Genomic DNA, 23668 nt, shown 5'->3' with positions numbered 1-23668 from the left:
CCGGAGCTCAGTCGAAGCGGGCGGCGAGCAGGACGACGTCCTCGGTCGGGTGGGGGTCCTCGTGGTCGTCGGGGAGCATGGTGTGCAGGACGTGCTCCACCAGCTGCGCCGGGTCGTCCCGGGCGGACCGCGGGGCGGACGCCGCGGCCGCGTGCAGGCGGGCGAAGGCACGGTCGACGGGATCGCCGGTGCGGTGCAGCAGGCCGTCGGTGTAGAGCAGCAGGGTCTCCCCGGCCAGTGCCCGGAACTCGACGCTGGGAGCCTCCCAGCAGCTGAGCATGCCCAGCGGCGCGGACAGCGAGGTCTCCACGTACTCGACCCGGTGCCCGCCGACGACGAGCGGGGGGCAGTGCCCCGCCCCCGCGACCACGACCTTCCGGGAGGCCGGCTCGGCGTACGCGAACAGCGCCGTCGCCGACCGGGCGGGCTCGGTCAGCCGCAGCAGCAGCTCCAGGTCGGACAGGACCGCGACCGGGTCCTCGCCCTCCATCACCGCGTACGCCCGCAGCGAGGCCCGCATCCGTCCCATCGCGGCCACCGCGCTCATGCCGCCGCCGCTCACCCCGCCGACCGACAGCCCCAGCGCGCCTTCGGGCAGCGGGAGGGCGTCGTACCAGTCGCCCCCGCCCCCGGCGGCCGGGCGGTGCCGTACGGCCAGCCGGACGCCGGGGACCCGCGGCAGCCTGGTCGGCAGCAGCTCCTGGCGGAGCGTGGCGACGGTGGCGCGGCTGCGGTCCAGCTCCAGCAGCCGGGCCAGGTGCTCGGCCGCGTGGCGGCAGTACAGGCCGATGAGGTGGCGCCGGCGCTCGACGGGTTCGGCCGGCTCGTCGTAGAACCACAGCGCGGAGCCCAGCCGGCCGGCGGAGTCCGCGGACAGACGGACGGCGTAGCTGGCGCCGAAGCCGAGCCGCAGGGCGACCTCGCGGTGGCGCGGGTCGATCCCGGGCTCGCGGCACAGGTCGGTGTGGATCTCCTCCGCGGGCACCGCCTCGGGCGCCGCGGGCAGCGGGACGGTCTCCAGCGCGCCGAGCTCGGCCGGCCCGAGACCGAGGCCGACGACGGTGGCCGGACTCAGCCGGTCGGCGGGGGAGACGGCGGCCAGACCGCGCCGGGCACCGACCAAGGCGCCGCCGGCGCGCAGCAGTTCGCGCAGCGCGTCGTGCAGGGTCGCGGTCCTGGCCAGCCGCTCCGTGAGCTCGTGCAGGGTGGTCAGGTCGGAGATCCAGGAGGCCAGCCTGTCCTGCGCGGCGGTGAGTTGGCCGACCTGATCCGGTGTCCCGGGACGGGCGTCCGGGTCATCCGGATGGGATTGCCGTTCGACCACGGGGGAGGCAGTGTGCGCCGGTGTCGGAATGGGTGGGTCGATTCCGGCCACTTTCGGAAGGCGCGCGGCGCTCATGGCCGCCGGCTTTCACGATCTTCGTCGTGCCGCGGCGACGGCTCCGCAGAGCAGCGCATTTCCGTCAATAGCATCGCAAACCCCCAAGCTCATGCTGCGCCGCTATCAATGGATTCCCTTCTACCGCGTACTCGTGGGTGTGTCCAGGATTGCGCAGGTGGAAGGGCTGGTGTCGGCGAGTCCGGGGAGATGCAGGACTATGGCCGAAAAAGGGCACCGCGTGCCACAATTAGTTGTCGACTGAAGGGGTTCGACAGCGCGTCATATCCATCGCAGTGGGTACGTACGGGATGGGAGTTGGCGGCCTCAGGAACCCGGCGCCCGGCCAGGGCGTCATAGACGGAGACGGCCGACCCTCCCCCCAGGCGGGGTTGTTGCACAGCCAGCGGGACCGCACACAGCAGCACACGCAAGCACACGCAGCAGTTCCCAGCACTCCGCAGGACGAACAAGCGCCAGTGTGCGCCACCCCCCGCCACGTTCCACGCTCGGCTCGAGACGTGATGCGCTGACTCGTAAGCGGTGTGCTCCAGATTACGTTGTGTCATGGGCAGATCCCTGAGCGCTAACGGAAAGGAACGAGCGCAGATGCGCGAGATCCTCGGAAAGCGACGCAAGAGCAGTCCCGAGCTGCTGCGTGCGGCGCTCACCTGCGCCGAACGGTGGCACTGGCCCGTGGTACCCGGAGCCGGTACGGACGCACGCGGCGGTTGCGCCTGCCTGCGGCCCGACTGTCCGGTGCCGGGCGCCCATCCGCACGATCCGGGCCTCCTCGCGGCGACCCGCGATCCACGGATGGTCCGCTGGTGGTGGACGCGGCGGCCGGACCAGCCGCTCGTGCTCGCCACCGGCGACCGGGTCTCGGCGGTGAGCCTGCCGGCCGTGGCGGGGGCGCGCGCGCTGGGCGCCTTCGGCAAGCTGGGGGTGCGCACCGGCCCGGTCGTGGCCACCCCCACGCGCTTCGCGGTGCTGGTGGAGCCGTACTCCCTGGAAGAGCTCGGCGAGTTGCTCGACCGCCACGAATGGGTGCCGAGTTCGCTGCGGTACCACGGCGAGGGCGGTTACCTCGTCCTGCCGCCCTCCCCGGTCGGATCCGGCGGCACCGCGGGGGCACGCTGGGTCCGGCGGCCGGTGGTGGACCCGGGCGACCGGGCACCGTGGCTGCCGAGCGTGCGGGTGGTCGTCGACACCCTCGTGCAGGCGGGGCGTACGGCGCCGGACGGCAGCCGGCTCTCGTACTGACCGGGGCCCCGCGGCGGGGCCCGTGGGAGGTGCGTGACGGCCGTCGTCGCCGTCGGCCGTCACTCGTTCGGGTAGGAGCGGGAATCGTTGCCCGGCGAATGGGCAACGACCCCCGCTCCATGTCCGTTTCTCCCGCTATGTTCTGTGCATGATGCGTGCGCCGAACCTGCGGATGGCCGCCCTCGCCACGGTCGTGGCGGTCGCCGCGATGCTGCCCCTGACCGGCGCCACCGCCGGGACCGTACTCCCCGCCGTGCCCGTGGACGTGACGACGGCGGTCACCGACGACAAGCCCCTGTCAAGCGGTTCCAGTGTCTTCGACAGCCTGCCGAAGCTGGCCGGATCCGAACGCCAGACCGCATCGTGCGGTCCCCAACTCACCTCGCCGGCAGGCCTGCGGGCGCAGACCTGCACCATCGGCGAGGACGGCGACACCTGGGCGCGCACGTACTACAGCAACACCACGGGGCGGCCCCTGGACGGCGTGCTGACCCTCATGGCCCCCGACGGCCGGACGGTGCAGGCGCGGTGTGTCATCACCGCGGACGGGGGGAGCGGGAGCTGCGAGACGCCGCGCGAGCCTACGGTGGCGGGGGCGGCGGGGCCGTACACGGCGGTGGCGGAGATCGCCGAGCAGGGCGGGGAACGCCCGTTGCTGCGCAGTGGATCCGAGCATTGACCCGGACATGGAAACGTCCGGTCGCTGGCGACGGGGGATGCACCAGCGACCGGACTGTTTAAACGGTAACAAGACTTCGCCCGTACGCAAATCCGGGGTACGGGTTCAGGCCCGCGTTCCGGGCCCGGCCGGCAGCGGCTGTGACCAGGATCACCCAGCGGCGATCAAGGCCTGAACTGCGGCTGCCGGCGCGGGAGACCGGTCAGCTCAGGGTGATCTGCCGGTTGGTGAAACCGCTGCGCGCCCGCCGCTCCTCCGGCGTCAGCGGGGCCGTCCGCTCCAGCGCCTCGGCCAGCCGCTCGCCGAAGGCCGCCGCCGGCTTCTCGACCTCGTCCGCCGAGACGCCCGTCGGCAGGTCCCACACCGGGACGACCAGCCCGTGCGCCCGGAAGGAGCCCACCAGCCGGGTGTCCTCGCCGAGCGACGAGGCGCCCGCGGCATGCAGCCGGGCCAGCGCGTCCAGCAACTGCTCCTCGGGGTGCGGCATGACCCAGCGCAGGTGGTTCTTCTCCGGGGTCTCGCACCAGTACGCCGCGTCGACACCGGTCAGCCGCACGGTCGGGATCACGGCCGCGTTCGCCCGCTCCAGGGAGGCGGCGACCTCGCCGGTGGCGGACTCCGCGTTCTCCAGCCAGAACTCGAAACCGGTGTGCACCACGGGCTCGAACGCGGCGCCGAGGTCCAGCAGGTCCTGCAGCCGGGGACCGTCGGGCGCCGGGCGCTCCCCGCCCACCGGGTTGCCCGGCTCCGCCCGCAGCGAGCGGAGCAGGGTGTCCGCCAGGTCCCGGCTGATGTCCCCGGAGGCGGTGTCGTTTTGCAGGCCCAGCAGCACCGCGCCGGTGTCCCGGCGCAGCCCCGGCCAGGCCATCGGCAGCACGGTCGCCAGCGTGACGGACGGCACGCCCTCCGGCAGCGGGTCCTTGAGCGTCAACTCGGCCGTGGCGGCGGGCACCAGCTCGCGCAGCGCCACCCAGTCGCACTCGCCCGGCAGGCCCTCGAAGGGACGCCGCACCAGCTCCGTCACCGCGTGCGCCGCCTCACGGCCGTGGCACGCCTTGTAACGCCGGCCCGAGCCGCACGGGCAGGGTTCCCGGGCCCCGACGGCGGGGATCTCCCCGTCGGTGATCTGCGGGCGGGCGGGGGCCTTCGTCTTCGTCGGGCGCTTCTTCGCCATGGCTCGATCTCTCCCGGTAACGGCGGTGTTCCGGCCGTGAGCCTAGCGCCACGCCGTCCGCCCTCATCGGAGGTCGCGCCCGTGGAGGCCCGGCAACCGCCCCGCGGGACCTACGCGAGGTCGTCGAAGGGGTCCGCGAAGTCGATCGGGACGTCGAGTTGGGGCACGAGGTCGTCACGCCGCGCGTGCCGGCTGCGCACCGCGAGCATCGCCCACACCGTGACCTCGCCGGGGGCGTCGCGCACGCCCCAGCGCAGCGACAGGTTCCGTACGATGCCCAGCCCGCGGCCGCCGCGGGCGGTGAGCGAGGGGCTGGCCGGAAGCGGGCGGGTGGGCCCGCCGCCGTCGGTGACCTCCACCGTCAGCAGCCCGTCCTCCTCGATCCGCCAGGCGGCCCTGATACCGCTGCCGCCCGAGGACGGTGCGTCCTCGCCCAACGGCCGGGCGTGCCGGCAGGAGTTGCTGAGCAGTTCCGACAGGATGAGAACGGCGTCGTCGACGACCGGTTCCGCGACCCCGTACGCGCAGAGTTCCTTGCGCAGCCTGCGCCGCGCCTCGGCCACGCCCGCCGGACCATGAGGCAAGGCCATGGTCGAGGACGTCGGCACCTCCTGGGCCACCACCAACGCCACCCCCGAGACCTCCTTCACCCCACGCCACGGGATGGATGCCCTCTCGTTCTGGGCCGGAAACCGGCCAACTGCGATCTCTTGGGGCACACCCAACGATCGAACAGGTTCGGAACGCGCCGGTGCACACCGCCCGGGGAGTGCGATCGTCCGTATTCCGTTCAGCAGCGCCCGAGTTGGGCCAGCACCTGCCGCGGGCGGTTGGTGATGACGGCGTCGACGCCGAGCCGTACGCAGAGTTCGACGTCCTCGGGTTCGTTGACCGTCCACACGTGCACCCGGTGCCCCGCCTCGTGCAGCCGCTCCACGTAACCGGGGTTGGCGCGCAGGATGCGGATGCCCGGACCGGCGATCCCCACCCCGGCCGGCAACCGGCCGTCGCGGTGCCGGGGCAGTACGTACTGCATCAGGAAGACGGTCGGCAGGTCGCGCGAGGCCATCCGGATCCGGCGCAGGGAGCGCGAGGAGAAGCTCATGACGCGGACCCGGGACGGCTCGCCCGGCTCGGGCCACAGCATCCCGAACCGGTCCAGCAGCTCCACCAGCCGTTCCTCGACCTGGCCCGCCCAGCGCGTGGGGTGCTTGGTCTCGATCGCCAGCTCCACCCGGCGGCCGGTGTCCGCGACCAGCTCCAGCAGCCGCTCGAGGGTCAGGACGCGGCTGAGCTCGTCGGGGTCGCCGTCGGAGCGGTCGGGGGCCTCGGCGTCCGCGTCGAGGAGGGAGCGCAGCTCCGCGGACGGGCGCCGCCGCGGCCCCCCGGCCCGTCCGGTGCCGGCCTCCGCCTTCCAGCTGCCGAAGTCCAGGGTCCTGAGGTCGGCCAGTTCCAGCGCGGACACCGCGCCCCGCCCGTTGGAGGTGCGGTTCACCCGGCGGTCGTGCACGCAGACCAGCGTGCCGTCGGCGGTGAGGCGTACGTCGCACTCCAGGGCGTCCGCGCCGTCCTCGATGGCCTTCCGGTAGGCGGCGAGCGTGTGCTCCGGGGCGTCCTCGGACGCTCCCCGGTGAGCCACGACCTGGATCGCGCGGAGATCGGTCACCGGGCTATCGTGCCATCCGCCGGACCGGGAACGGCCGCTGCTTACGGCGGTCTGACACCCGGTGGGAAAAGCTGTGTCCATCACGACGGTCGTCGTACGTACCGTAGCCGTAACCGTACGCACGGCATACAACGCATATCCGAGGAGAACAGCCGTGAGCACCGAGAACGAGGTCGGCCCGGTCCCGGCGGCGCTGCCGACCCAGCCGCCCGCTGACACTGTGTCCGCCGCTCCCGCTGCGCCTCCCGCGCCGGCCGCCGCCCCGCCGGCCGACACCCCGGCCGAGGCACAGGCGCCGGAACCGGGGCCGGCCGCCGCCCCCGCGGCCACGGAGGCTCCCGCGGCTCCCGCGGCCCCCGCCGCACAGGCACCTGCCGCGGCGGCGCCTCCGGCCGGTCCCCCCGCCGGGTCCCCTGCCGCGCCCCAGGCCGCTCCCCCGGCCGCCCCCGTGGCACCGCCCGCCGAGGTGCACACCGCGCCCCTGCCGCCGGTCGCACCGCCGCCCACCCTGCCGTACGGCGGCCCCGCCGGGCCCTCCGGCCCCATGGGCCCGTCCGGTCCCGCGGGCCCGGTCTGGGGCACGCCGGTGCCGGCCGCCCCCGCACCCAAGAAGCGCGGCAACGGCGGCCTGGTCGCGGCAGTCCTGGTCGCCGCACTCGTCGCGGGAGGCGTCGGCGGCGGGGTCGGCTTCTGGGCCGCGGACCGCAACGACAGCTCCTCCTCGACCACCGTCTCCTCGGTCGGCAACCCCAAGGACCTCAGCCGTGCCGCCGACTCGGTCGCGGGCATCGCCAAGCAGGCCCTCCCCAGCGTCGTCACGATCGAGGCCAGCGGCCGCCAGGAGAGCGGCACCGGCACCGGCTTCGTCTACGACAAGGAAGGCCACATCCTCACCAACAACCACGTGGTCGCCCCGGCGGCCGACGGCGGCAAGCTCACCGCCACGTTCTCCGACGGCAAGAAGTACGAGGCCGAGGTCGTCGGCCGCGCCCAGGGCTACGACGTCGCCGTCATCAAGCTCAAGGGGGTCACCCCCGACAAGCTCACCCCGCTCGCCCTCGGCGACTCCGACAAGGTGGCCGTCGGCGACTCCACCATCGCCATCGGTGCCCCCTTCGGGCTCTCCGGAACCGTCACCACCGGCATCGTCAGCGCCCTGCACCGTCCCATCGCCTCCAGCGACGGCGAGGGTTCCAACGCCTCCTACATGAGCGCCATACAGACCGACGCCTCTATCAACCCCGGCAACTCCGGCGGCCCCCTCCTCAACTCCGAGGGTGCTGTCATCGGCATCAACTCCGCCATCCAGTCCACCGGCGGCAACGACGGTGTCACCCAGTCCGGCAGCGTGGGCCTGGGCTTCGCCATCCCCATCGACCAGGCCCGCCGCGTCGCCGAGGGCCTGATCAAGACCGGCGTGCCCGTCTACGCGGTCATCGGCGTGCACGTCGACTCCAGCTACAGCGGCGAGGGTGCCAAGATCGCCACCGGCGCCGACGCCGTCACCGCGGGCGGCCCCGCCGACCAGGCGGGCCTGCGTTCCGGCGACGTCATCACCAAGTTCGACGACACCGTCGTCGACTCCAGCCCCACCCTCATCGGCGAGATCTGGCAGCACCAGCCCGGCGAGAAGGTGAACCTCACGTACACCCGTGGCGGCCAGACCCGCACCGCCACCCTCACCCTCGGCGAACGCAAGGGCGACAGCACCAGCTGAGCCGACCCGTTAGGCTGTCCCCGCGCCGCCCGGCCCACCAGCCGGACTCCGCGGCGCGGGGAGAGTTGCCCGAGCGGCCTAAGGGAACGGTCTTGAAAACCGTCGTGGCAGCGATGTCACCGTGGGTTCAAATCCCACACTCTCCGCAATGGCCGGCGAAGGCGCTGGACAGAAGGGGTGCCCCAAGACACGGGGGCGCCCCTTCTTCGTGTCCGGGGGCACCGTTGCCATCGGGCGGGAGATCGGGGACCGTGCGCCGGCCGTGGACCGGGCCGGCTCCTTGCCTGCCCGCAATAGCCTGATGTGGGCCCCGAACTTCGAGGCTCGCCCCATGGCGGCTGCGTCAAGCCGCGGCGCCGCCGCGCTCTGCACGGCGGAAGCGTCTTGATGAGGTAGAGAAGCCTGTAACACGTACTGTGTGGCCGCTGTTTGACCCGTCTCCCCGTCGCCCCACCGGCAAGATTGCGATCTACGGCTGGAGTGCCAGAAGGGTATGGCGATGGCAACGCTTGCAGAGATCGAAGCCTTGTTGGGTGAGCCCCGGTTCAACTGGTCGGATCCGGCTCCGTGGACGGACTTGGAGCAGGAACTCGGTATCGAGTTTCCTGCGGACTTCCGTGAGACCGTCGATGCCTATGGCTCGATCGAGATCAACGGCCAGTTGTATCTGAAGCATCCCGCAGGTCATCTTCTGCACAGTCTGGGAGTGAAGATCAGGGGGGACATCGAGCACTGGCGTGATGAGGACATGGCGGAGTTTCTGCCCAGTCCGGTGGGGGCGGGTCCCGGCGAGTTGATACCGGTGGCGACGGCCACGACGGGCGAGTCGGTTTTCCTCCGCGTTCCCGACGACCCCTCGTCGCCCTGGCGCGTCGTGGTCCAGGAGTTCGACAGCCCGGCGTGGACTCTCCACGTGATGACGTTCGGTGAGTGGCTGCTGGCTTACCTCAGGGGTGAGGATGTGACCGTGTGTTCTCGCAACCGTGCGCCTGACCGCCCGTTCTACGAATTTCTGCCCTGAGAACGGCACGGTCCCGCGGGCGGGTGCGGAGCCAACGGGCCCGCCTCCGCGACCTCAAGGTCGTGGGACCGGGCAGCGGCGCAAGGCCGAGCGCTCAGTGGACCGGCGACGCTCAGGCCATGGGGGACGGGCCCACACCGAGCAGTTCGACAACCCAGATGTCGCCGTACGCGAGTGAGATACTACGGATGTTGGCACTGCCGACCGCGCCGTGCGGCAGGCGTACCTCCAACGGCCCTGACTTCAGCGCCCACTCCGGGCTGATGCCCGGTGCCTCGCTGCGGTTGGCCTCGGCGGTCCCCTCCCAGACCTTGCGGGACTCACCGCCCTCGGTTCCGGCGTGCTCGACGAGGCGGACCTCGGCGAAGTCGATGCCGCCGACCCTGGCGGGTCCGTCGTAACGGTTCAGGCTGAGGGAAGTCTCGGACACATCTCCAGTATGGCCGCCTTGGAACCATCGACCGACGCCGATCGGGACGGACTCGGTCGGTTGTCGGATCGTCTTCGTCGGTGACTCGGAACTCGTAGCTCAGCGAGTAGCGGTCGCCGGGAGCGACCGGCACAAAGCCCCGTGCGAGTGAGCTCGCACGGGGCTTTTCCTGGGCTTGTCTCGCCGGATCCGGGCGCCGGGTGGTTCAGCGGGTGATCATGACGGCGTCGAGATGCACGGTGGACCGGCCGGAGGCGCTGCCTGAAAGGACGCGCAGCTGGACCTTGTGCGTCTTGATCGTGGAGCCGAGCGTGCGCGTGAAGACGACCTGTCGGTAGGCGGTCTTGGCCGCGTAGGTGTTCACCGTGCCCACGGTCGTGCCGTCCACGACGATCGCGAAGCGGCCGCCGTCGGCCTTCCGGGTGGCCACGATACGCAGTTGCGTGCCGTCCGCCGAGAAGGAGACGTAGGCGCCCGTGGTCGCGGAGGTGCGCTCGGTTCCAGCCCAGGCGGAGGCTGCCGTGACCGACTTCCATGTGCCCTTGTAGAGCAGTGCCGACGAGCGGTCGTCGACCGGGATGCCACTGAGTGCCGCCGGGCTCCACGGGCCGGTCTGGCCGGCGTCGTCGTGGGCGCGGACGTAGAAGCGGTAGGTCAGACCGGCGACCGGCTTGACCGGGCTGCCGGACTTGCCGAAGACCGCCGACGTCGTGGTCGTGCCGGTGCGCCAGGTCTGCAGCGGTCCCAGCTTCCACACACCCGTGGTGCTGCGGCCGGCAACCTTCCAGGCGACGTCGTAGGACTTCGCACCCGGAGTCGTCGCCGACCAGGTGACCGGAACCTGCGCGGTCGTCGAAGCGGTGGCGGCCACGGTCGGCGCCTTGATCGACGCAGTGGGAACCTTCCGGCGCAGCGCCACGGTGCCGGTGACCGCGGTGGCCGGAACGCCGGTCACCGTGTCCTTGGCCGTCAGCGTCCAGGTGTAGGAGCCCTCGGCCGCCTTGGCTCCCGAGTCGGTGGTGCCGGTCCAGGCCGGCTTCACCAGACCGTCCGACGTCGTCCCGCTGAGGGAACGCACCGGCGTGGTGCCGGATTTCAGGGTGAGCGTCCATGTGACCGGCCGGTTGTACCGCCATGCCGGGTTCCAGGTGTCGGCCGAGCCGTCGCCGTTGGGGCTGAAGCCGGTCGGGGCGGAGGCACTGCTGCGGGTCGGCGCGCCTGCCCACACCACGTGGGTGACCCCGTCGGTGCTCATCCATGCGGCCCACGGCGCATCGCGGTCCGCCGCCCACCGAACGGCGGAGACGCTGGTGAGTCGGCCCGGCAGGACGAACAGGGGGCGGGCCGTGGCTCCCGCCACTCCCAGGACCTGCGCGTTCAGGGTGGGCTGAACGACACCGTCGGTCCTGCCGAAGGTGTACAGGACGTTCGTACCCAGGATCGGGACCTGCACCGATGCGTCCACGCTCATGCGGAACGTACTTCCGGCCTTGAGCAGGGTACTGCTGGTGGAGGGAGCCCCGTAGGGCGTCACCAGGATCCAGGAGCCCCGTACCTGCAGGTTACCGGGTTCACGGTCCACCGTGGCGACAGTGCTCACCGTGCCGGTGGCCAGGTCGGTGCGCCGGATGGACCAACCGGAGCCGTTGGAGGCCGAGGTGTAGAGGGCGCCTCCGTCGAGGGCGGAGCCGCCCGGCACATGCCTGCTCGCACCGCTGGTGACGGTCTGCAGCAGAGGTCCGGCGCTGGAGGCCGGGTCGTCGGACAGAACGTACCGGCCGTCGAAGTCGACCACCCGGGCGTCTGCGGCGTGCGGGAGGGCGGCACCGACCCGCTTGCCGTCCTGGTAGACCTCGTAGCCACTGCCCTGATCGGTCAGGACCCTGCCGCCTGCGGCGGCCAGCGTGGAGTGCACGAGCCCGGAGGAGTAGGCCAGCACCCGCGACGGGCTGCCCGCCGAGGCCCCGGCCGCGCCCACCGAGAGGTTGCCGGCGAGCAGCACGCCGTCCCGTCGGGAGGAGTCGTCGCTGGTGTAGAGGGTGCCGCCGGAGAGCGCCATGGCGTCCAGCCGGGCCGGACCGGCAGGGATCGTGGTGGCATCGCCCACGGCCGTGGACACCCGTCCGGCGACGAGAGTCTGGATCCGGGCGTCGGTGTCCGGCCGGTAGAGCGACACCCGCATCCGGCCGTCGTCGCCCACCGAGATGGAGGTGAAGGTCCCGCCGAGATCTGCGGCCGGTGTGGAGCCGTCCCGGGACATGGCGAACAGTTCGTTGCCGCCGTCCGTCTGGCTCCAGCTGTACCAGGCGAGGGTGTCGTCGCTGATCCAGCGGACTCCGTCGACCGGCAGGGTGACGGTGGACGGGCCGTCGTCCGGCGCCGACCGCTGCCACTCCGTCAGGACGGTGCCGTCGACGAACCCCACCCGGCTGGGGGTGAACTCCAGGCCCTGCGGCAGCACCTGGGACGCGGGCCGGTCGACGGTGACCACGGCGGAGGATGCGAAGTCGACGTACACGACGACGTACTGCCAGTTGGCGTCCTTCCTCAGCACCAGGGCGCCGTTCGCATCCGAGGCGAGGACCTCGTACTGCGAGTCGTCGGAGAGCAGCGTCCGGTCCTCGTTGCCAGGAGTGCGCAGCAGCAGGCGTGCGCGATAGGCCGAGTCCTGCAGGTAGTTCTGCTCGACGAGGGCGCCGTCACCGGCCTGTCCGCGGTAGTGCTCGGTGCCTTCCCCGGACTGGTCGTAGTCGACGGAGAGCGTGCTTTCGGCCCCGGAGTCCAGATGGCGCAGCGTGACGTGGTCCGCCAGGGCGCCATTGGGGTTCGTCGAGGTGGCGACAGCCACCACGCCGTTCTGCACGGACACCGGGGCGACCTGCACGGTGTCGGCGGTGTCGGCGAGCGGCCCGAGATCCTGGGGGGTGCCTCCGCGCGTTGCGAGCCAACCGTGGGGCCGGGCGTCGGCAGAGGTCTGCTGGCTCCAGACCATCACCTGCCCGGAACCGGATATGTGGTCCGCCGGCGGCACGGAGCTCGGCCGGGCGGGCAGTGATGTCGCCACGTTCGTCACAGTCGCCGCTGCGGCTGTGGTGGGCGCCAGGGCGACGGCCTGCGGCAGCATTAGTGCTCCGGTGACGGCCACGATGGCGAGCTGATGACACTTGCGCGATGGCATAGCGCCGGGGTTCCTTTCGAACGTCAGAAGCGCGCATCATCGCACGCGCCCCGATCGCGTCCACCAGCAGGGATCCGTTGGTCCGGTACGTCGGCGGCCGCGCACGTCGGTGGTGCCCGAAGCACTGCGCCTGGCCGCACTGGCGAGACCTCGGCACAACACCCCGGGGCTCTCCCGGCGTCTTCTCGGCGATCGAGTGCCGCATGCCACGGCGCCGCGGATGCTCGCGGCAGGGCATTACTGCCTCCCCGCCCGTTCAGGACTCGGTGGCCTCGGCCTCCATCTCCTTCTTGAGAGGCACGTAGACCGCGTCCCACGTACCGGGGCGCTCGTGAAGGTCCGACACCAGGAGACGGAGCGCCTTCGCGTCGAAGTTGGCGCCGTACAGACCGCCGTCGATGGTGTGGCCGTTGACGACGACGGTGGGTGTGCCGGGGCCGATCGGGTCGTCGCCGGTCCGTTGGTAGGCCTGCTGGGAGGCGGTGACGAACGAGCCGTGCTTCATCGTCCTGACAGCCAGGTCGAATGCCGCGTCGCGGAGCCCCGGAACTTTCTCGGCGAGCTTCAGGAGGCGCTCGGTGGTGAACCCGCCACTGCTCTCGACGACAGCCTGGTTCTCGAAGAGCACCGCGTGGTACTCGACGAACTTCCCCTTCTCCAGCGCAGCCCGCAGCGCGTTCACGGCTCGCTTCGAGCCGTCGCCGCCGAGCCGGTCGTCCTTGAAGGAGGCGAAGGTGTACTCGGCCCTGACGTCCCCCGTGAGCAGCAGCTCCCGGAGCGCTTCGGCGCCCGTCCGCTCGTACTCCTCGACGACGGGGCAGCGCGGATCCTCGTACACGTGCACCGTCGAACGGGCCGCGGGATTCCCGACCACGATCGTCGTGCCGTCAGGGGCCGGCCGTTCCGGCAGCCGCTCGGCGGACGCGTAGCGGTTCGGCCCGGTCCACGCCGGAGGCCCGGCGTCCCCCGACCCGGTCCCGCCCGGGGCGCACCCCGCGAAGGCTCCTACGAGACCCGCCGTGACGGCGGCCCGGACCGTTCTGCCGATCTTCATCGGACTCCCATCCCTCCCCTGTGAACAGGCGGACTCTACGGATGCGGTGTGACACGCGCATCAGGAACAGAGGCGGGCCCAGCGTCACCCGGCGGCGGCTTTATCGCTCGCCTACACGCCGGGTGGAAGGTATCGAGAACCGTCGTCGCTCAGCGGATGCCGCCGTGGGTTCACATCCGAGGCGCTGAACGGAAGGGGTGCCCCAAGACACGGGGGCGCCCCTTCTTCGTGCGCGACGGCACCGTGCTCCCCCTCGTCGCCCCGGAGCTTCACACAGGGCACCCGCCGAACATAGGCTCGCCCGTCCCGGTTCGTTCGTCGAGGAGACGGTGGCATCTTGTCCGGCACGCGCGCGACGCGGTGGTGGGTCGCCCACTGGTCAGGGTTGCTGCTCTCCCTGACCTGCATGGTGTCGGCCGTGTGGTGGCTGATCGCGATGGACTACCAGAGCCAGTCCCGCGCATGGACCCGCGCCGGGCGGATGATGCAGAGCCTGCGCCCCGAAGCCATCGCGCCCGCGCTCATCGCCCTGAGCGCGCTTGCTCTGCTGTACTTCGGACATGAGCTCCGCTCCGCCCTGCGTGCCCGCCGTCGGTCGCAGGTGCCGCACGTTGACGCTCGTTGACCGGCAGGTGTGAGACCTCCGGCCGGTCGGCCGCGCCGTGTACTTCGCCGACCACGTCCACGGTCTCCGGAAGGCGGGGGCGGCACCGCGGACGGAACCCGGTGTCGGTGACCGGGGGGCGGGGGCGGGGCTGGAAGAATACGCTTAACGGTCAAACCGGGCATATGGGTCTGCTCGCACGCCGCGGGCGGTCGCCGCGCCCGTTCCGGCCGCCGTCCCGAACGGCAAGGGCTGATCACCATGACGGGTGTCGCGCTCCTGGGTCTGCTGCTGGCCACGGCCGGTGGCCTGGCCTATGCCCGTGAACGGTTCCCGGTCGCGTTCTGGCTGCTGTTCGGGCTGCCGCTGGCCTGGGGGCGGTTCCTGTCGACCTACGGCTCGACCATGGTGGCCTGCGGGCTGGCCGCACCGCCGTCGCGGGCACGGGCGCTGGCGGGGTGGGCGGTGGGGCGCCGGGAGGCGCGGCCGGTGCCGCCGAGGATCCGCCGGGTGGGCGGCTCGCTGACCGGCATGCGGGTGCGGCTGCGGCTGCCCGGCGGACTGGAGCCGGCCGACGTGATCGCCGCGTCCAACCGGCTGCGCCACGCCTGGGGGGTGCACGCGGTGCACGTGGTCGAGCTCGGCCCCGGGGTGGTGGAGTTGCGGATGACCGGCTACGACGTGCTCCGCGACGTACGGATGCCGCGCCGCCTGCCGTCCGGGCCGATGGTGGTGCCGGTGGCGCTGCGGGACGACGGCACCGCCTTTGTGCGCAACTACCGGGAGGTCCCGCACGCGCTCACCCTCGGGGCGAACCAGTCGGGCAAGTCGGTGTACCAGCGCAACCTGATCATGAATCTGGCCAGGCTGCCGGTGGCCCTGGTGGGGATCGACTGCAAGGGCGGGGTGGAGCAGATCCCGTACGCGGCCCGGCTGTCGGCCCTGGCGACCGACCGGGAGCAGGCGGCGGAGCTGCTGGGCGCGCTCGTGGGGGAGATGGAGCACCGCTTCGCGCTGCTCAAGGAGTGCCAGCGCACGGCGCTGGACAGCCCGGACGAGGAGGTGGCCTCCGACATCTGGGGGCTGCCCGCGTACGTGCGGCCGGTGCCCGTCGTGGTGCTGGTGGACGAGGTCGCCGAACTCTTCCTCAGTGCGACGAAGAAGGACGAGGAACGCCGGGACCGCATGGTGGCCGACCTGATCCGGCTGGCCCAGCGGGCCCGCGCGGTCGGCATCTACCTGGAGATCTGCGGGCAGCGCTTCGGGGTCGAGCTCGGCAGGGGCGCCGCCGCGCTCCGGTCGCAGCTCTCCGGGCGCGTCGTGCACCGCGTCAACAAGCAGACCGCCGAGGTGGGCCTGGGCGACATCTCGTCCGAGGCGACGAGCGCCGCGACCGCCATCGCCCGGGACCGGGTGGGCGTCGCGGTGGCGGGCGACGCCTCCGGCGGCTGGTCCCACATCCGTACCCCGCTGGTGTCGATCGCCGAGACGGCGGCCGTCTGCCGGGCCCACGCCCACCTGGTGCCAGAGCTGCCGGCCCTGGACCCGTACCGTCCCTCCGCCCGGGGCGGGGAGGACGGACCGGCGGAGCCCGGGCCCTTCCCCCGGCCGCGCTCCGGCCCCGAGTGACGGCGGGCCCGCGGTCCGGTGCGCGAACGGCTAGCCTCGCGGGGTCGTTCGCCGGTACGGAGGAGGGGATCGTGATGGCCGCAGCGGGGTTTCCGTTGATCGAGCCGTACGCGTCGGGGCTGCTCGACGTCGGGGACGGGCAGCGCGTCTACTGGGAGACCAGCGGGAACCCGGAGGGCAAGCCGGTCCTGTGCGTGCACGGGGGCCCGGGCTCCGGGGGGAAGCGGGGCAGCAGGAAGACCTTCGATCCGGAGGTGTACCGGATCGTGCTGTTCGACCAGCGGGGGTCCGGGCAGAGCCTGCCGCACGCCTCGGACCCGGCGGTGTCGCTCGAGCACAACACCACCGAGCACCTGATCGCCGACATGGAGAGGCTGCGCGAACACCTGGGCGTCGAGCGGTGGATGCTGTACGGCGGCTCGTGGGGCTCGACGCTGATCCTGGCGTACGCGCAGCGGTACCCCGAGCGGGTGTCGGAGATCGTGATCGTCGGGGTCACGACGACCCGCCGGGACGAGATCGACTGGCTCTACCGGGGTGTGGCCCGGCTGGTGCCCGGGCCGTGGGAGGCGTTCCGGGACGGGGTGCCGCCCGGGGAGCGGGACGGGAACCTGCCTGCCGCGTACGACCGGCTGCTGAACAGCCCGGACGCCGCGGTGCGGGCGAAGGCCGTACACGACTGGGTCACCTGGGAGGACGCGGTCATCGCCCACGAGACCAACGGCAAGCCGGGGGCCTACGGCGACCGGCCGGACGACGACCTGGTCGCCTTCGTACGGATCTGCGCCCACTACTTCGCCAACGGCGCCTGGCTGGAGGAGGGGCAGCTGCTGCGGGACGCGCACCGGCTCGCCGGTATCCCGGGGGTGCTGATCCACGGGCGGCTGGACCTGGGCAGTCCGCTGACGACCGCGTGGGAGCTGGCGAAGGCGTGGCCCGGCGCGGAGCTCCAGGTGATCGACGACTCCGGGCACACGGGCAGTGCCGCCATGGGCGAGGCGGTCGTGGCGGCGGCGCGGCGCTTCGGCACGCGCTGACGCGGCCGGCCGTGCCGGGGGCGCCTCCCCGGCACGGTCACTTGCCGCGGTGACGGGGCGGGACGATGTCGAGGACCGCCATCATGCCCATGTCCTCGTGGTTGAGGATGTGGCAGTGCAGCACCGTCCGGCCGGTGAAGTCCGTGAAGGGGACGCGGATGACGACGTTGCCGCGGGCGGGCACGTTGACGGTGTCGAACCAGCGGTGGTCCGGGTCGCTCGCCTTCCCGTCGGTGCTCATCAGCTGGAACTGGTTGGTGTGGACGTGGAAGGAGTGCTCCTCGTCGCTGTCGTTGCGGACGGTCCACTCCTCGACGGTGCCGAGGACGGAGGTGAAGTCCACCCGGCCGGGCGCGTACGTGCGGCCGTTGACGTAGAACACGTCGCCCGCCGCGTTCTCGGTGAACACCACCGTCTTGCGGTCCGCGATCACGGCGTGCGCCAGGTCCTCGCCCGGCGCGAAGTCCACCGGGATCCGCGCCGGGGTCATCGGGGTGCCGCCGGTCACCACGGTGGCCAGGCCGGTGCGGGGGAACCGGTTGCCGGCCTTGCCGGTGTCGTAGGCGAGGGTCTCCAGCGTGGTGGTGCCGGGCCGGCCGCCGGCCTGCACCAGGACGTCGAAGCGCGCGCCGGCGGCGATGACCAGGGTGTCCGCCGCGTAGACCCGCCGGACCGGGTACCCGTCCTGGGCGATCACGTGGAAGCGGCTGCCCTTCAGGTGCAGCCGGTAGTAGATGTTGGCGCCGATGTTGGCCAGCCGCCACAGCTGGGTCTCGCCGGGCCGCAGGGCGATCACCGGGTTCTGCTGCCCGTTGACGGTGCGGTTGGTGCGCGCCCCGATCTTCAGTTTGTGGGTCTTGATCGCGTCGCCGTGGATCTGGAAGTCCTTGAGCGCGACCACGTGTTCGGTGATGCCGCGCAGCGAGGGGGGCAGGTACCGCCGCAGGCCGTCCACCACGATGACGCCCGACTCCCCGCCCGCGACCTGGGCGGCGGACATCATGTCGGCGTGCGAGTGGTACCAGTAGGTGCCGGGCGTGACGGTGGTCGGCAGCCGGTAGGTGTAGTGGTGGCTCCCGCCGTACTTGATGGCGACGAAGATGTCGTCGGCGGGGCTGCGCGGGGAGACGTGGAGCCCGTGCACATGGACGTTGGTGTCCTCCCGCACCCGGTTGGTCATGGTGAGGTCGATGCGGTCGCCGGGCCGGACGCGCAGCGTCGGCGGCATGTACCTCCCGTTGTAGGTGAGGGCGTACAGCCGGTGGTCGCCGACCCGCACCTTGCGGCGCTCGACGACGACGGCGGCCTTGAGGACGCCGTCGCGGCTGACCAGTTCCGGGGGGTCCTGCAGTCGCGGACCGGGTCCGGCCGGGGGTGCCCGGCGGTCCTGCGCGGCGGTCGGGTCCGTGGCGTGGGGGTGCCCGGACGGGGCGTGCCCCGCGCAGCCGGCGAGCCAGGCCACGGCCAGGAGCAGCGCGGCGACCAGCCGGGCCGGCGCGGTTCGGGTACGGGACCGGGTCACATCTCTCCCCAGGGGAAGCGGTGCGGCCGGGCGGGGGACGTCCCGGCGCGAGGGCGCGACGGTTGGCGGGGTCCGTCAGCCGGAGCGTAGGAAGCGGACGGGTGCCTTCCGGTGCGCCACGCACCACTGCGGGGCGGCTTCCGCTCGAACGGCAGCACGGTGGCCACCCGGGCGGCGGCGGCCGGTCCGGGGAGGATGTGCGCCGGGATTGGCCGAAAGTCGTGCCGTAACGATTCCGCGCCCATGGGGCCCGGGTTGTGCCGGCCGGAGAGGGGTCGGTCGCGTCGCCTGCGGCGGTTGTGGAGGTTTGTCGACAGATCGTCACGCTTGCGAGCGAAAGGGATCAAGGTCCGGCTTGTCCGTCATGGTGCTGGGCAACTCTGCTTGCGGCGACGTCGCAGAGCCGGCGGAGCGGTCGGCCGGCCGCGCCGCGCACCTGGTATCCACTCCTCGGAGGGAAACACATGGCAAGCATCCGTACCGCCCGAGTCATGGCCGCCCTGGCCGCACTGCCGCTGGCGGCGGCGCTGTTCGCCGGCACGGCGGTGGCCGACAACGGCGCCGTGGCGGGTGGCACTTCCAGCGCGACCGTGGTGAGCAACAGCGGCGGCAACGTGGGCCGCGACAACTTCGGGACGGTGACGACCACGCAGCAGGCGGCGACCGGGGCGGGGGCCTCCAACCAGAACAGCACGGCCAGTGTGGTCGGTTCGGCCTTCACCACCATCAACCAGCCGTCGCTGAACATCCACTTCGGGCCCATGTGGTGAGCGGACCGGCCCGCCGCCGGGGTGGCGGGCCGGAGGGCTGAAGGGGTCGACTGCGCGACGGCAGCCTCACTGCCGTCGCGCAGTCGTGTCCGGCGTTGTCCACAGCCTGTGGACAACGCCTTCCGTTCCGGACGTCTTGACAGCGACGCCACCTTCTCGCCAATCTGACGATCAGTCAGAAACTGGGGGCGGTGACGGCGGCCATGACGACGGACGACGACCTTCACGAGCGGCTGGTGACGTACGAGGGGCGCCCCGCCGCTGTCGCGGGCGAGGGCAAGGACCCCGTCAACACGCCGATGATCAGGCACTGGTGCGAGGCGATGGGCCACCCCGTCCCGCCGGACGGCGCGGCACCGGCCCCCATGCTCCAGGTCTGGACCATGCGCGGGCTCTCCGGCCACCCGGACACCGCCGGGGGCGGCTCCCGGGCCGGCGCCTACGACGAACTCCTCGCGCTGCTCGACGGGGCCGGCTGCACGGCGGTCGTCGCCACCGACTGCGAGCAGGAGTACCTGCGGCCGCTGCGCCCCGGCGACCGGATCACCTTCGACGCGGTGATCGAGTCCGTGTCGCCGCGCAAGACCACCCGGCTCGGCCGCGGCCACTTCGTCACCACGCGGATGGACGTCCGCGCGAACGGCGAACTCGCCGGCCGCCACCGTTTCCGCATCCTCAAGTACGCCCCCGCGCGGGCGCCGGGCGAGCGGCCGCGGCGGCCCCGCCCGGTCGTCAACCGCGACAACGCCGGGTACTGGGAGGGTGTCGAGCGGCACGAGTTGCTCATCCAACGCTGCTCCTCCTGCGGCACCCTGAGGCTGCCGTGGCTCCCCGGCTGCAACGGCTGCGGCTCCGACGCCTGGGACACGCTACCGGCCTGCGGGCGCGGCACCGTCTTCAGCCGAGTCGTCGTGCACCACCCGCCGTTCCCCGCCTTCGACCCGCCCTACGCGGTCGCCCTGGTCGAACTGGCCGAAGGCGTCCGGCTCCTGGGCGGCGTCGTCGGCGTGCCGTACGAGAAGGTGCGCATCGGCACGCCGGTGACGCTGGAGTTCCGCCACGCCGACGGGGAGCCGGCCGTGCCCGTCTTCCGCGCGGAGGTGTGAGATGACCGGACCGGGGGTGCGGACGGGCGACGTCCTGCCGGAGCTGCGGATCCCCGTCACACGGACGCTGGTCGTCGCCGGGGCGATCGCGACCCGCGACTTCCAGGACGTCCACCACGATCCCGACGCGGCACGGGCCAAGGGCTCGCCCGACGTCTTCCTGAACATCCTGACCACGGGCGGGCTCGTCGGCCGTTACCTCACTGGCCACTTCGGCCCCTCCGCGGCGCTCCGCTCGCTGCGCGTACGGCTGGGCGCGCCGGCGCACCCGGGCGACGAACTGGTGTTCACCGGGAGTGTCACGGCCGTGCGCGGCACGGAGGCGACCGTGGAGTTCCTCGGCACGGTGCGGCGTGGGCGGCACGTGACGGGCACCGCGGTGGTGGAGGTGGGCGGCGGATGAGCGTACGACGGCGCGACGGCCTGGGCGGCCGGGCCGCGATCGCGGGGATCGGCGCCACGGAGTTCTCCAAGGACTCCGGGCGCAGCGAGCTGAAACTGGCCGTGGAGGCCGTGCGGGCGGCGGTCGAGGACGCCGGGCTGACGCCGGCCGACGTGGACGGCATGGTCACCTTCACGATGGACACCAGCCCGGAGATCACCGTCGCCCAGGCGGCCGGCATCGGCGAACTCGGTTTCTTCTCCCGCATCCACTACGGGGGCGGGGCCGCCTGCGCCACCGTGCAGCAGGCCGCGATGGCCGTCGCCACCGGCGTCGCGGACGTCGTCGTCTGCTACCGGGCCTTCAACGAGCGCTCGGGCCGCCGCTTCGGCTCCGGCGTCCAGCAGCGCGAACCCTCGGCGGAGGGCGCGGCGCTCGGTGTCAACCTGCCGTCCGGGCTGCTCACCCCCGCGTCCTGGGTCGCCATGTCGGCAGAGCGCTATCTCCACACATACGGGCTCGAACCGGAGGTTTTCGGCCATGTCGCCGTCGCCGGGCGCCGGCACGCGGCGACCAATCCGGCCGCCTGGTTCCACGGCCGGCCCATCACCCTGGCCGACCACGCCGCCTCGCGGTGGATCGTCGAGCCGCTGCGCCTGCTCGACTGCTGCCAGGAGACCGACGGCGGCCAGGCCCTGGTCGTCACCTCCGCCGAACGCGCCCGCGACCTGCGGCACCCGCCGGCGGTGGTCGCGGCGGCGGCGCAGGGCGCGGGGCGCGGCCAGGAGCAGATGACCGGCTACTACCGGCCGGACCAGGAGCTGTGCGGGCTGCCCGAGTCGGCGGTCGTGGCGCGCCAGTTGTGGCGCACCTCCGGCCTCGGGCCGCAGGACGTCGACACCGCCGTGCTCTACGACCACTTCACCCCCTTCGTCCTGATGCAGCTGGAGGAGTACGGGTTCTGCGGGCGCGGCGAGGCAGCCGCATTCGCCGCGGACGGCGGTCTGGAACTGGGCGGCCGGCTGCCCGTCAACACCCACGGCGGCCAGCTCGGCGAGGCGTACCTGCACGGCATGAACGGCATCGCGGAGGCGGTGCGGCAGCTGCGCGGCACCAGCGTCAACCAGGTCCCGGGCGCGGCCCACGTGCTCGTCACGGCCGGTACGGGGGTGCCCACCTCGGGACTGCTGCTGGCGGTGGCGGACTGAGCGGGCCCCGGCGCCCGGCGGCCCGTCCGGGGCCGGGCGTTGCTGCGTACGGCTGACAACGGGGCGTGGCTCCCCCGTAAGCGGGCAGACGACTGCGTTCACTCGACGCATGCGCGAACACAAGCCGATCATCCGACACGGGGCGATCGTGGCGATGGTGCTTGCCTGCCTCCTGGCCGGGCCCACCGCGGCCGAGGCCGTCGTGCAGCGTCCCGCCGCGCCGGTCGCCGAGCGGGCCCCGGCGACGGCTTCCGCGCCGAACGCGGCCCCCGCCCGGGGACCGGCCCGGGCGCCCGGCGACGGAGGTGACGACGGCCCGTTCGGCTTCGCCGACACCGGCCTGCTCGACGGCCTGGACCTCCCCTACGGCCTCGGCGGCGACGACGGCGCCTCCTCCGGAGGCGGCCCGACCCGGGTCTACCGCGGCTACGGCTTCGACACCTGCCGCACACCGCCGCTGTCCACGATGCGCGCCTGGCTGCGTTCCAAGTACCGCGCCATCGGCGTCTACTACGGCGGCCGCGCCCGTGCCTGCAGCACCCAGCGCCACCTCAACCGCAACTGGGTGCGCTCGGTGCACCGGATGGGCTGGCGCATCCTGCCGATCTACGTGGGCTCGCAGTCGCCCTGCGTGCGCGGCAGACACCTGCGCAACCACCGGATGAGCACCGAAGACCCCTGGGGCCAGGGTGCGAGCGAGGGCTGGGACGCCGTGCGCAGGGCCGCCGCCCTCGGTTTCGAGCCGGGCAGCGCGCTCTACCTCGACATGGAGGCGTACAACGTCAAGCGGTCCCGCTGTGCCGACCAGACCCTCGACTTCATCCGGGCCTGGGACCGCGAGGTCGACGCCGCGGGCTACCTGCCGGGCCTCTACAGCAGCTCGGAGTCCGGCATCCGGCACATCGAGCGGGCCCGCCGGGAGGGCTACGACGACCTGCCGCGCGCCGTGTGGTTCGCCCGCTGGCAGGGAAGGCCCGCGGTGCGCAGCGAACCCGTCCTAGCCCGGGACGCCTGGCATCCGCACGGCCGGATCCACCAGTACTCGGGCAGCGTCCGCGAGAAGCACGGCGGACGCCGGCTGGCGATCGACCGCAACCGGCTGGACGGGCCGGTGGCCGTCGTCGGATGACGCGGCGGGCGGCCGTCAGGACGCCGTCCCTGCGGGGTGACCCGTAGGGGCGGCGGGTCCGGCCTCAGCCCTCCGGAGGTGGGGCGGGCCCCCGCACTACGACTTCAGGGTGACCCCGCTTCGGCACCTGCGGCGGATCCCCCGCAGCCGGACCGGCTCCTAGCGTGGAGCCATGACCACGCCCGTGTGCACAAGCGCCTCGCAGGCCCACTTCACCCGCTACGTCCGGGCCAAGGGCCCGGCGCTGCTGCGGACCGCTCGCTCGCTCACCGCCAACCCCTGCGACGCCGAGGACCTGCTGCAGACCGCCCTCACCAAGACCTACCTGGCGTGGGACCGGATAGACGACCACCGGGCGCTGGACGGCTACGTGCGCCGCACGCTGGTCAACACCCGCACCTCGCAGTGGCGCAGGCGCCGGGTCGAGGAGTACGCCACCGACGAGCTGCCCGAGCCGCACGGCCACGCCGTGACCGGCCCCGACGAGGCCGAGCGGCAGGCCCAGCGCGACGCGCTGCTGCGGGCGATCGGCCGGCTGCCCGCCCGCCAGCGGGCGATGGTCGTCCTCAGGTACTACGAGGACATGAGCGAGGTGCAGACCGCCGAGGCGCTCGGGGTGTCGGTGGGCACGGTCAAGAGCGCGGTGTCACGCGCCCTCGGAAAACTCCGCGAGGACCCCGAATTGCGCCTGGGGTAGTGACATACCGCGCGGTATGCCAGC

General features: G+C 72.6%; 21 protein-coding genes and 1 tRNA gene. 14 read left to right on the top strand and 8 right to left on the bottom strand.

The genetic code is table 11. The annotated features are described in order from the left end of the window. Nucleotides 1-7 precede the first annotated feature (7 nt). Nucleotides 8-1399, bottom strand: a complete 1392-nt coding sequence (locus ACFW3D_RS07135) for a PP2C family protein-serine/threonine phosphatase (protein ID WP_500502339.1) — start codon at nucleotides 1397-1399, stop codon at nucleotides 8-10. Between the two features lie 588 nt (nucleotides 1400-1987). Here ACFW3D_RS07135 and ACFW3D_RS07130 point away from each other — a divergent pair. Both ACFW3D_RS07130 and ACFW3D_RS07125 read left to right on the top strand, forming a co-directional pair. Further along, complete coding sequence (locus tag ACFW3D_RS07130) at nucleotides 1988-2641, top strand: bifunctional DNA primase/polymerase (RefSeq protein ID WP_500502336.1); 654 nt, start codon at nucleotides 1988-1990, stop codon at nucleotides 2639-2641. Nucleotides 2642-2789: 148 nt separating this feature from the next. Further along, nucleotides 2790-3320, top strand: a complete 531-nt coding sequence (locus tag ACFW3D_RS07125; protein ID WP_500502334.1) for a hypothetical protein — start codon at nucleotides 2790-2792, stop codon at nucleotides 3318-3320. Between the two features lie 202 nt (nucleotides 3321-3522). Here ACFW3D_RS07125 and ACFW3D_RS07120 read toward each other — a convergent pair whose 3' ends face one another. From ACFW3D_RS07120 to ACFW3D_RS07110, 3 genes are all read right to left on the bottom strand, one after another. Then, a complete protein-coding gene (locus tag ACFW3D_RS07120) occupies nucleotides 3523-4494 on the bottom strand; it encodes a DUF5926 family protein (RefSeq protein ID WP_500502331.1) in 972 nt (323 codons plus the stop codon). A gap of 110 nt (nucleotides 4495-4604) precedes the next feature. Continuing rightward, nucleotides 4605-5126 (bottom strand): ATP-binding protein, encoded by a 522-nt coding sequence (locus ACFW3D_RS07115; protein WP_500502329.1) that lies wholly within the window; start codon nucleotides 5124-5126, stop codon nucleotides 4605-4607. A gap of 158 nt (nucleotides 5127-5284) precedes the next feature. Next, complete coding sequence (locus tag ACFW3D_RS07110; RefSeq protein ID WP_500502327.1) at nucleotides 5285-6160, bottom strand: glycerophosphodiester phosphodiesterase; 876 nt, start codon at nucleotides 6158-6160, stop codon at nucleotides 5285-5287. A gap of 154 nt (nucleotides 6161-6314) precedes the next feature. Here ACFW3D_RS07110 and ACFW3D_RS07105 point away from each other — a divergent pair, with 154 nt between their 5' ends. The 3 genes from ACFW3D_RS07105 to ACFW3D_RS07095 all read left to right on the top strand — a co-directional run bounded on the left by ACFW3D_RS07105 (nucleotide 6315) and on the right by ACFW3D_RS07095 (nucleotide 8898). After that, the gene (locus tag ACFW3D_RS07105; protein ID WP_500502324.1) at nucleotides 6315-7877 is read left to right on the top strand and encodes a S1C family serine protease; all 1563 of its coding nucleotides are present in this window, start codon (nucleotides 6315-6317) and stop codon (nucleotides 7875-7877) included. 59 nt (nucleotides 7878-7936) lie between these two features. Next, nucleotides 7937-8023 (top strand) — tRNA-Ser (locus ACFW3D_RS07100). Between the two features lie 353 nt (nucleotides 8024-8376). Further along, on the top strand, nucleotides 8377-8898 hold the full coding sequence (locus ACFW3D_RS07095) for an SMI1/KNR4 family protein (protein ID WP_500502322.1): 522 nt from the start codon (nucleotides 8377-8379) through the stop codon (nucleotides 8896-8898). Nucleotides 8899-9010: 112 nt separating this feature from the next. On the opposite strand, the gene ACFW3D_RS07090 is transcribed toward ACFW3D_RS07095, so the two are convergent. The 3 genes from ACFW3D_RS07090 to ACFW3D_RS07080 form a co-directional block, all read right to left on the bottom strand. Continuing rightward, complete coding sequence (locus ACFW3D_RS07090; RefSeq protein WP_500502320.1) at nucleotides 9011-9328, bottom strand: hypothetical protein; 318 nt, start codon at nucleotides 9326-9328, stop codon at nucleotides 9011-9013. A gap of 205 nt (nucleotides 9329-9533) precedes the next feature. Continuing rightward, the gene (locus ACFW3D_RS07085; protein WP_500502318.1) at nucleotides 9534-12506 is read right to left on the bottom strand and encodes a hypothetical protein; all 2973 of its coding nucleotides are present in this window, start codon (nucleotides 12504-12506) and stop codon (nucleotides 9534-9536) included. 256 nt (nucleotides 12507-12762) lie between these two features. Further along, nucleotides 12763-13560, bottom strand: coding sequence for a DsbA family protein (locus tag ACFW3D_RS07080; RefSeq protein ID WP_500502315.1), 798 nt, complete (start codon nucleotides 13558-13560; stop codon nucleotides 12763-12765). A gap of 337 nt (nucleotides 13561-13897) precedes the next feature. Here ACFW3D_RS07080 and ACFW3D_RS07075 point away from each other — a divergent pair, with 337 nt between their 5' ends. The 3 genes from ACFW3D_RS07075 (at nucleotide 13898) to pip (ending at nucleotide 16830) form a co-directional block, all read left to right on the top strand. Further along, nucleotides 13898-14185, top strand: coding sequence for a hypothetical protein (locus ACFW3D_RS07075; RefSeq protein WP_500502313.1), 288 nt, complete (start codon nucleotides 13898-13900; stop codon nucleotides 14183-14185). Nucleotides 14186-14425: 240 nt separating this feature from the next. Beyond that, nucleotides 14426-15793: an FtsK/SpoIIIE domain-containing protein gene (locus ACFW3D_RS07070; RefSeq protein WP_500502311.1), complete on the top strand. Its 1368-nt coding sequence runs from the start codon at nucleotides 14426-14428 to the stop codon at nucleotides 15791-15793. Nucleotides 15794-15867: 74 nt separating this feature from the next. After that, complete coding sequence (gene pip / locus ACFW3D_RS07065; protein ID WP_500502309.1) at nucleotides 15868-16830, top strand: prolyl aminopeptidase; 963 nt, start codon at nucleotides 15868-15870, stop codon at nucleotides 16828-16830. Nucleotides 16831-16867: 37 nt separating this feature from the next. On the opposite strand, the gene ACFW3D_RS07060 is transcribed toward pip, so the two are convergent. Then, on the bottom strand, nucleotides 16868-18352 hold the full coding sequence (locus tag ACFW3D_RS07060; protein WP_500502306.1) for a multicopper oxidase family protein: 1485 nt from the start codon (nucleotides 18350-18352) through the stop codon (nucleotides 16868-16870). 464 nt (nucleotides 18353-18816) lie between these two features. Here ACFW3D_RS07060 and ACFW3D_RS07055 point away from each other — a divergent pair, with 464 nt between their 5' ends. From ACFW3D_RS07055 to ACFW3D_RS07030, 6 genes are all read left to right on the top strand, one after another. Continuing rightward, complete coding sequence (locus ACFW3D_RS07055) at nucleotides 18817-19122, top strand: hypothetical protein (protein WP_500502304.1); 306 nt, start codon at nucleotides 18817-18819, stop codon at nucleotides 19120-19122. Between the two features lie 203 nt (nucleotides 19123-19325). Then, nucleotides 19326-20228, top strand: a complete 903-nt coding sequence (locus ACFW3D_RS07050; RefSeq protein ID WP_500502302.1) for a Zn-ribbon domain-containing OB-fold protein — start codon at nucleotides 19326-19328, stop codon at nucleotides 20226-20228. Nucleotides 20229-20244: 16 nt separating this feature from the next. After that, complete coding sequence (locus tag ACFW3D_RS07045; protein WP_500502548.1) at nucleotides 20245-20631, top strand: MaoC/PaaZ C-terminal domain-containing protein; 387 nt, start codon at nucleotides 20245-20247, stop codon at nucleotides 20629-20631. Beyond that, on the top strand, nucleotides 20628-21818 hold the full coding sequence (locus tag ACFW3D_RS07040; RefSeq protein ID WP_500502300.1) for a lipid-transfer protein: 1191 nt from the start codon (nucleotides 20628-20630) through the stop codon (nucleotides 21816-21818). The genes ACFW3D_RS07045 and ACFW3D_RS07040 overlap by 4 nt, the downstream gene beginning before the upstream one ends. Nucleotides 21819-21927: 109 nt before the next feature. Continuing rightward, complete coding sequence (locus ACFW3D_RS07035) at nucleotides 21928-22947, top strand: DUF1906 domain-containing protein (RefSeq protein ID WP_500502297.1); 1020 nt, start codon at nucleotides 21928-21930, stop codon at nucleotides 22945-22947. A gap of 172 nt (nucleotides 22948-23119) precedes the next feature. Continuing rightward, nucleotides 23120-23644, top strand: a complete 525-nt coding sequence (locus ACFW3D_RS07030) for a SigE family RNA polymerase sigma factor (RefSeq protein ID WP_500502295.1) — start codon at nucleotides 23120-23122, stop codon at nucleotides 23642-23644. Nucleotides 23645-23668: the final 24 nt, after the last annotated feature.

It is taken from the genome of Streptomyces sp. NPDC058864 (assembly GCF_042742985.1).
In the GTDB taxonomy this organism is placed as follows: Bacteria; Actinomycetota; Actinomycetes; order Streptomycetales; family Streptomycetaceae; genus Actinacidiphila.
The sequence above is the reverse complement of the archived record's forward strand: the minus strand, read 5'-3'. Positions and strand labels throughout refer to the sequence as shown.

Bases quoted from the DNA above. Each gene is read 5' to 3' on its own strand.
- ACFW3D_RS07135 (WP_500502339.1), bottom strand. From the start codon at position 1,399: ATGAGCGCCGCGCGCCTTCCGAAAGTGGCCGGAATCGACCCACCCATT.
- ACFW3D_RS07130 (WP_500502336.1), top strand. From the start codon at position 1,988: ATGCGCGAGATCCTCGGAAAGCGACGCAAGAGCAGTCCCGAGCTGCTG.
- ACFW3D_RS07125 (WP_500502334.1), top strand. From the start codon at position 2,790: ATGATGCGTGCGCCGAACCTGCGGATGGCCGCCCTCGCCACGGTCGTG.
- ACFW3D_RS07120 (WP_500502331.1), bottom strand. From the start codon at position 4,494: ATGGCGAAGAAGCGCCCGACGAAGACGAAGGCCCCCGCCCGCCCGCAG.
- ACFW3D_RS07095 (WP_500502322.1), top strand. From the start codon at position 8,377: ATGGCAACGCTTGCAGAGATCGAAGCCTTGTTGGGTGAGCCCCGGTTC.
- ACFW3D_RS07085 (WP_500502318.1), bottom strand. From the start codon at position 12,506: ATGCCATCGCGCAAGTGTCATCAGCTCGCCATCGTGGCCGTCACCGGA.
- ACFW3D_RS07080 (WP_500502315.1), bottom strand. From the start codon at position 13,560: ATGAAGATCGGCAGAACGGTCCGGGCCGCCGTCACGGCGGGTCTCGTA.
- ACFW3D_RS07070 (WP_500502311.1), top strand. From the start codon at position 14,426: ATGACGGGTGTCGCGCTCCTGGGTCTGCTGCTGGCCACGGCCGGTGGC.
- pip (WP_500502309.1), top strand. From the start codon at position 15,868: ATGGCCGCAGCGGGGTTTCCGTTGATCGAGCCGTACGCGTCGGGGCTG.
- ACFW3D_RS07055 (WP_500502304.1), top strand. From the start codon at position 18,817: ATGGCAAGCATCCGTACCGCCCGAGTCATGGCCGCCCTGGCCGCACTG.
- ACFW3D_RS07050 (WP_500502302.1), top strand. From the start codon at position 19,326: ATGACGACGGACGACGACCTTCACGAGCGGCTGGTGACGTACGAGGGG.
- ACFW3D_RS07040 (WP_500502300.1), top strand. From the start codon at position 20,628: ATGAGCGTACGACGGCGCGACGGCCTGGGCGGCCGGGCCGCGATCGCG.
- ACFW3D_RS07035 (WP_500502297.1), top strand. From the start codon at position 21,928: ATGCGCGAACACAAGCCGATCATCCGACACGGGGCGATCGTGGCGATG.
- ACFW3D_RS07030 (WP_500502295.1), top strand. From the start codon at position 23,120: ATGACCACGCCCGTGTGCACAAGCGCCTCGCAGGCCCACTTCACCCGC.